The sequence below is a fragment of the Actinomadura sp. NPDC048394 genome, from assembly GCF_040651755.1.
Taxonomy (GTDB): domain Bacteria; phylum Actinomycetota; class Actinomycetes; order Streptosporangiales; family Streptosporangiaceae; genus Spirillospora; species Spirillospora montaniterrae.
In genome coordinates, this window is record NZ_JBEZJL010000160.1 from 1 (window position 1) to 6,067 (window position 6,067).

Genomic DNA, 6,067 nt, shown 5'->3' on the forward strand with positions numbered 1-6,067 from the left:
TCCCGCGGCCGGGGCGTTCTTTCCGCCCGGGCCGCTGCACGTCGCGTCAGCCGGCGGCCTCCCCGATCGTCTGGCGGGCGATGATGACCTGCTGGATCTGGCTCGTGCCCTCGTAGATGCGGAACAGCCGCGCGTCGCGGTAGAACCGCTCGACCGGGACCGACCGCATGTACCCGGCGCCGCCGTGGACCTGCACGGCGCGGTCCGCGACGCGCCCGACCGTCTCGCTGCAGAAGTACTTCGCGGCGGCCGGGCCGGTGCGGCGGTCGGAGCCGTCGGCGTAGGCGCGCGCGGCGTCCAGGACGAGGGCGCGGGCCGCCATCGTCTCGGTGACCGAGTCCGCGATCATCGCCTGCACCAGCTGGTGGGACGCGATCGGCTTCCCGCCCTGCTTGCGGTCGGACGCGAACCGCACCGACTCGTCGATCAGCCGCCGGCACATCCCCACGCAGGCGGCGGCGAGCAGGAGCCGCCCGGTGGACAGGCAGCGCATCGCGGTCAGGAAGCCGGTGTGGACGCCCGCGTCGCCGCCGACCACCGCGTCCGCCGGCACGCGCACGCCGTCGAGGTTGACGTCGGCCGTCCACGCGCCGAACTGGCCCATCTTGTGGTCCCGCGGCCCCACCGTCAGCCCCGGAGTGCCCGCCGGGACGATGAAGGTGGAGATGCCGCGCGATGACCGCGCGTCCGGGTCGGTGCGGGCGAACACCATGAACACGTCTGCGATCGGCGCGTTGGTGATGTAGCGCTTGACGCCGTTGAGCACCCACCGGTCGCCGTCGCGGACGGCGCTGGTCCGCATGTCGCCCGGGTCGGACCCGGCGTCGGGCTCGGTGAGCGCGAAGGAGGCGACGGCCTCGCCCGAGGCGAGCCGCGGCAGCCAGTGCTCCTTCTGCTCCGGGGTCCCGGCGTCCATGATCACCCCGCCGGCGATGCCCACGTTCGTGCTGAACATCGAGCGCAGGGCGGGCGTGGCGTACCCGACCTCGATCAGCAGCCGGCACTGGTCGACGATGCCGAGGCCGAGCCCGCCGTACTCCTCGGGGATCGTGAACCCGAACAGGCCCATCCGCTTGGCCGCCTCGCGCAGGACGTCCGGCACCTCGTCCTTCTCGTCGATCTCCGCCTCGCGCGGGATCACCTCCTTGCGGATGAAGTCGCGGACGGCCTCCAGCATCGGCTCGAGGTCCTGGTCGGTCATGTCGGCCACGGGTCGGCCACCTTCCGGGCGCAGTTTCATTAAATCGACGTCGATATAAGTTTCGGTCGCGGCGGATCAGCGGGCGGTCCGGGCGCCGGCCCGTTCCTCCAGCACGGCCTTGTGCACCTTCCCGCTCGCGGTGAGCGGCAGCTCGTCGATCAGCTCGACGAAGCGCGGCACCTTGTAGTTGGCCATCCGCTCGCGGCACCAGGCGATGACCTCGCCCGGGGACGGCGCGGGCGGGCGCGGCACGACGAACGCCATGCCCACCTGCCCGAGGCGCTCGTCGGGGACGCCGACGACCGCGGCCTCCCGCACGCCCGGGTGTTCGAGCAGCATGGCCTCGATCTCGGCGGGGTAGGCGTTGAACCCGCCGACGATGAACATGTCCTTGGAGCGCCCCGCGATGCGCAGGCATCCGCGCCCGTCGAAGCACCCGAGGTCGCCGGTGCGCAGCCAGCCGTCCGCGGAGAGCACCTCCGCCGTCGCCTCCGGGTCGTCCAGGTAGCCGGCCATGACGGTCGGGCCGCGCAGGAGGATCTCCCCGACCTCCCCTTCGGCGGCGTCCCCGCCGGTCCCGTCGACGACCCGGATCTCGAAGCCGGGGCGGGCCCGCCCGACGGTCGTGGCGATCGTCTCCGGGTCGTCGTCGGGCGCGGTCGAGCTGGCCGTCCCCGCCTCGGTCAGCCCGTATCCCGAGACGATGAGCGAGAACGGCAGCTCGTCGCGGACCCGCCGGATGAGCTCGACCGGGATGTCCGCCGAGCCGGTCACGGCGACGCGCAGGCTCGACAGGTCGTACCGGTCCCGGCCCGGGTGCTCCAGGATCGCGTGGTACATGGTCGGGGCGCCGGGCAGGACGGTGGCCCGCTCCTCCGCGACCAGGGCCAGCACGGCGTCGACGTCCAGGACGGCCTGCGGGTACATCGTGGCGCCGGCCGACAGGCAGGCGAGGATGCCGGCCTTGAACCCGAACATGTGGAAGTACGGGTTGACCATCACGTAGCGGTCGCCCTCGCGGAGCCCCGTCATGGCGACCCAGTCGGTCGCCACGGTCATCGTCCGGCCGTGGGTCATGACCACGCCCTTGGGCGCGCCGGTCGTCCCGGACGTGAAGAGGATGTCGGACGTGTCGTCCGGTCCGAGGGCGGCGCTCCGCCGGTCGACCTCGGCGAAGTCGCTCTCGGTGGCGCGCGCCAGGAAGCCCGTCCACGGCACCGCGTCCCCGGACGGGCGGCCCCGGGCGATGACGACGGTGCGCAGGTCGGGCAGGGGGACGCCCGAGGCGGCGAGCATCTCGACGTAGTCGGTGCCGAGGAAGTCCGTCACCGTCACCAGGACCCGCACCTTGGCACGGCGCAGGATCCCGGCCGCCTCCCGCCCCTTGAACCTGGTGTTGACCGGGACGAGGACGGCGCCCGCCTGGTAGAGCCCGAGCACCGCGACGATCCATTCGCGGCTGTTGAACGCCCAGACGGCGACGCGGTCACCGGGCTCGACGCCGTCCGCGACCAGCGCGGCGCCGAACCGCCTGGCCTCCTCGTGGAGCTCGGCGTAGGAGACGCGCGCGGCGCCGTCCACGACCGCGACCCGGCCGGGGAAGCGCTTCGCGGCGGACGCGGTCATCGCCGCGATGCTCGGCCGGGACGGCCCCGGGCTGTCGGTCATGGCAGGCCTCCGTGATTGACATCGACGTCAGTATAGACTTTTATCGTCTGCAGAGAAGAGCCCTTCGCATCCGCGCCGGCGATCCGCACGCGCACCCCGCGCGGCCCCGGCGCGCCTCCCCCGAGGTCGCCGCACATGATCATTGAGTCCGATCTCCACCCGACCGCCGCCGCCTCGTCCGCGCCGCGGAGTGAGTGCTGATGGACGTACGCCTGTCCGCCGAGCAGCGGGCGCTGCGCGAGGCCGCCGCCCGCCTCGTCGACGACCACGCCCCCGGCTCGGTCGCCGACCTGGACGACGAGGCCCGCGCCGCCGGCCTGGAGGCGGCGCTGACCGGTGCCGGCTGGCGCGAGCTGCGCGCCCCGGACCCCGACGGCGACGGCCGGCCGCTCGCCTCCGCCGTGGAGGCCGCGATCGTCGCCGAGGAGTTCGGCCGTGGCCCGGCCGACGCCCCCTTCCTCGGGCCGACGCTTGCCGCTGAACTGCGGCGCCGAGCGGGCGCGGAGCCCGCCGCCGCCCTCGAGACCGTCCTGCTGCGGCCCGACCTCTCCGGCCTCGTCGTGCTGGACGACGAGCACGCCCGCTGCTCCGGCATCGCGATCGACGCCCGGGGCGCGACGGCCGCCCTCGCGCTCGTCCGCACCGGCCAGGGCCACGACCTCGTCCGCGTCCCGGTGACCGGCACGTCGCCGGGGCGCGACCTCACCCGCCCGGCGGCGGCGGTCGGCGACGCGCGGGCCGAGCGGGTCCCGGCCGCGGGCCCGCTCACCGCCGCGGACGTCGAGGCGTGGTCCGCGCTCGCCCTCGCGCTGACCTGCGCCGACCTCGTTGGGACGATGCGCGGCGCGGTCGGCCTCGCCCGCGCCTACGCGGGCGTCCGGCGCCAGTACGAGGCGCTGATCGGCACCTTCCAGAGCGTCCAGCACCTGCTGGCGGACGCCTTCGTCTCGGTCGAGGGATCGAGCAGCGTCACCCGCCACGCGGCCTGGGCGGCCGACGCCCTGCCACCGAGCGAGGCGCTCGCCGCCGCCGCGATCGCCAAGGCGTACTGCGCGCGCGCCGCCCGGGAGGTATGCGAGACCGCCATCCAGGTGCACGGCGGCATCGGCATGACCTGGGAGTGCCTCGCGCACGTCCACCTGCGGCGTGCGCTGGTGTCGGCGCAGCTCCTCGGCGACGTCGGCGTGAACCTCGCGCGCGTCGCCGCGCACCACGAGATCGGAGGCGGGCACGATGGACTTCGCTGACTCCCCCGAGGAGGCCGCGTTCCGCGCGCGGCTGCGGGCGTGGCTGGCCGAGCACAACCCGAAGCTCCCCCAGTCGTCGACGTCGGACGCGTACTGGGACGGGCAGGCGCCGTGGCACCGGGCCCTCTACGACGCCGGCTTCTTCGGCCTGTCCTGGCCCGAGGAGGTCGGCGGCCAGGGCCTGCCGACCGTGTACGACGCGATCCTCGACCAGGAGCTCGCGCTGGCGGGCGCGCCCCCGCGTCCCAGCCTCGGCTACCTGGTGCAGGGCATGCTGCGGCACGCAGACGAGGACGTGCGCAAGCGCTTCCTGCCCGGCCTCGTCAGCGGGCGCGAGCGCTGGTGCCAGGGGTTCAGCGAGCCGGACGCGGGCTCGGACCTGGCGTCGCTGCGCACCCGCGCCGTCCGCGGCGGCGACGAGTACCGCATCACCGGGCACAAGGTGTGGACCAGCTACTCCGACGAGGCCGACTGGTGCCTGGTGCTCACCCGCACCGACCCCGACGCCCCCAAGCACCGCGGGCTGTCGGCGTTCGCCGTCCGGATGGACCAGCCCGGCATCGAGCAGCGGCCCCTCAAGATGATCAACGGGGTCACCCGCGAGTTCGGCGAGGTGATCTTCGACGGCGCGGTCGCGAAGGCGTCCGACATGATCGGCGCGCCGGGCGAGGGCTGGAAGCTGGCCATGACCGTGGTCAGCCACGAGCGCGAGCCGGGCGAACTCGGCTACGTCGCCCGCTACAGCAAGGCGGTCAACGAGCTCGTGGCCCGGCTGCGCACCGAGTCCGGCCGGTCCACCGAGGAGAACGTGCGCGACGTCACGTGGGCGGTGATCGAGGCCGAGATGCTGCGGCTGCACGTGTGCCGGCGGCTCTCGGACCGGCTGGACGGAATCTCGCACGGGCCCGAGGGCTCGGTGGACAAGCTGCTGATGACGCGTGTCGAACAGGCCGTCGGGCACGCCGCACTCGGCATGAGCAACCTCACCGGCGGCATCGAGGAGGACACGTGGCTGAGGATGTACCTCTACAGCCGGGCGCAGAGCATCATGGGCGGGACGTCGCAGATCCAGCGCAACCTGGTCGCGACGCGGATCCTCGGGCTTCCGGTCGCATGAGCGCGACCGCGGTCGACTACGGCCTGCCCCCGGAGATCCAGGTCGCCGCCGACGGGCCGATCCGGATCGTGACGCTCAACCGTCCCGACGCGCTGAACGCCACCAACCACGTCCTCCACGAGGCCCTCGCCGACCTGTTCCCGTGCCTCGACGCGGACGGCGAGGCCCGCGCGGTCGTGCTGACCGGCGCCGGGCGCGCGTTCTCGGCGGGCGGCGACTTCTCCTACCTGGACGAGCTGACCAAGGACGACGCGCTGCGGCGGCAGACCCTGGTGGCCGCGCGCCGCATCGTGACCGGGATGGTGCAGTGCAGGCTGCCGATCGTCGCGGCCGTCAACGGCCCCGCCGTCGGCCTGGGATGCAGCCTGGCGGCGCTGTCCGACATCGTGTACATCGCCGAGAGCGCGCACCTCGCCGACCCGCACGTCATGGTCGGGCTCGTGGCCGCCGACGGCGGCCCGGTGACCTGGCCGCTGCTGACGAGCCTGCAACTCGCCAAGGAGTACGCGCTGACCGGCGAGCGGATCAGCGCCCGCCGCGCCGCCGAGATCGGCCTGGCCAACCACGTCTGCGCCGACGGCGAGGTGATGGAGGCGGCGATGGCGTGCGCGCGCAAGCTCGCGGCGCTCCCCCGCCGGACGCTGGAGGACACCAAGCGGGTCCTCAACCTGCACCTGGAGCGCGCCGTCCTCGCCACGCTCGACTTCGCGATCGCCGCCGAGGACCGGTCCTTCCTGTCGCCGGAGCTGCGGGCGACCCTCGACCGGCAGCTCTCCAAACGCAAGAAGTGACACCGGACCGCCGGTGGCGCCGGGGCCGAACGGCCTCGGCGCC

Annotated in this window: 5 protein-coding genes; 3 read left to right on the forward strand and 2 right to left on the reverse strand. The window is 73.9% G+C overall.

Going from position 1 to position 6,067, the window contains the following annotated elements:
- Positions 1-46: 46 nt before the first annotated feature.
- Positions 47-1,201, reverse strand: a complete 1,155-nt coding sequence (locus AB0C78_RS50390; RefSeq protein WP_360762891.1) for an acyl-CoA dehydrogenase family protein — start codon at positions 1,199-1,201, stop codon at positions 47-49.
- Positions 1,202-1,276: 75 nt separating this feature from the next.
- Positions 1,277-2,869 carry a FadD3 family acyl-CoA ligase gene (locus tag AB0C78_RS50395; RefSeq protein ID WP_360762879.1) on the reverse strand — a complete coding sequence of 531 codons (1,593 nt, stop codon included), beginning with the start codon at positions 2,867-2,869 and terminating at the stop codon, positions 1,277-1,279.
- A gap of 200 nt (positions 2,870-3,069) precedes the next feature.
- Between AB0C78_RS50395 and AB0C78_RS50400 the strand changes: the two genes are divergently transcribed.
- Genes AB0C78_RS50400 through AB0C78_RS50410 form a run of 3 tightly spaced genes read left to right on the forward strand, consistent with a single transcriptional unit; the run spans position 3,070 to position 6,024 of the window.
- A complete protein-coding gene (locus tag AB0C78_RS50400) occupies positions 3,070-4,116 on the forward strand; it encodes an acyl-CoA dehydrogenase (RefSeq protein WP_360762882.1) in 1,047 nt (348 codons plus the stop codon).
- Positions 4,103-5,233 (forward strand): acyl-CoA dehydrogenase family protein, encoded by a 1,131-nt coding sequence (locus tag AB0C78_RS50405; protein WP_360762885.1) that lies wholly within the window; start codon positions 4,103-4,105, stop codon positions 5,231-5,233. Before AB0C78_RS50400 ends, AB0C78_RS50405 begins: the two co-directional genes overlap by 14 nt.
- Positions 5,230-6,024: an enoyl-CoA hydratase/isomerase family protein gene (locus AB0C78_RS50410; protein ID WP_360762888.1), complete on the forward strand. Its 795-nt coding sequence runs from the start codon at positions 5,230-5,232 to the stop codon at positions 6,022-6,024. The genes AB0C78_RS50405 and AB0C78_RS50410 overlap by 4 nt, the downstream gene beginning before the upstream one ends.
- Positions 6,025-6,067 lie beyond the last annotated feature (43 nt).

Excerpts from the sequence above, each read along its gene's own strand:
- AB0C78_RS50390 (WP_360762891.1), bottom strand. The coding sequence starts at position 1,201 with ATGACCGACCAGGACCTCGAGCCGATGCTGGAGGCCGTCCGCGACTTC.
- AB0C78_RS50395 (WP_360762879.1), bottom strand. The coding sequence starts at position 2,869 with ATGACCGACAGCCCGGGGCCGTCCCGGCCGAGCATCGCGGCGATGACC.
- AB0C78_RS50400 (WP_360762882.1), top strand. The coding sequence starts at position 3,070 with ATGGACGTACGCCTGTCCGCCGAGCAGCGGGCGCTGCGCGAGGCCGCC.
- AB0C78_RS50405 (WP_360762885.1), top strand. The coding sequence starts at position 4,103 with ATGGACTTCGCTGACTCCCCCGAGGAGGCCGCGTTCCGCGCGCGGCTG.
- AB0C78_RS50410 (WP_360762888.1), top strand. The coding sequence starts at position 5,230 with ATGAGCGCGACCGCGGTCGACTACGGCCTGCCCCCGGAGATCCAGGTC.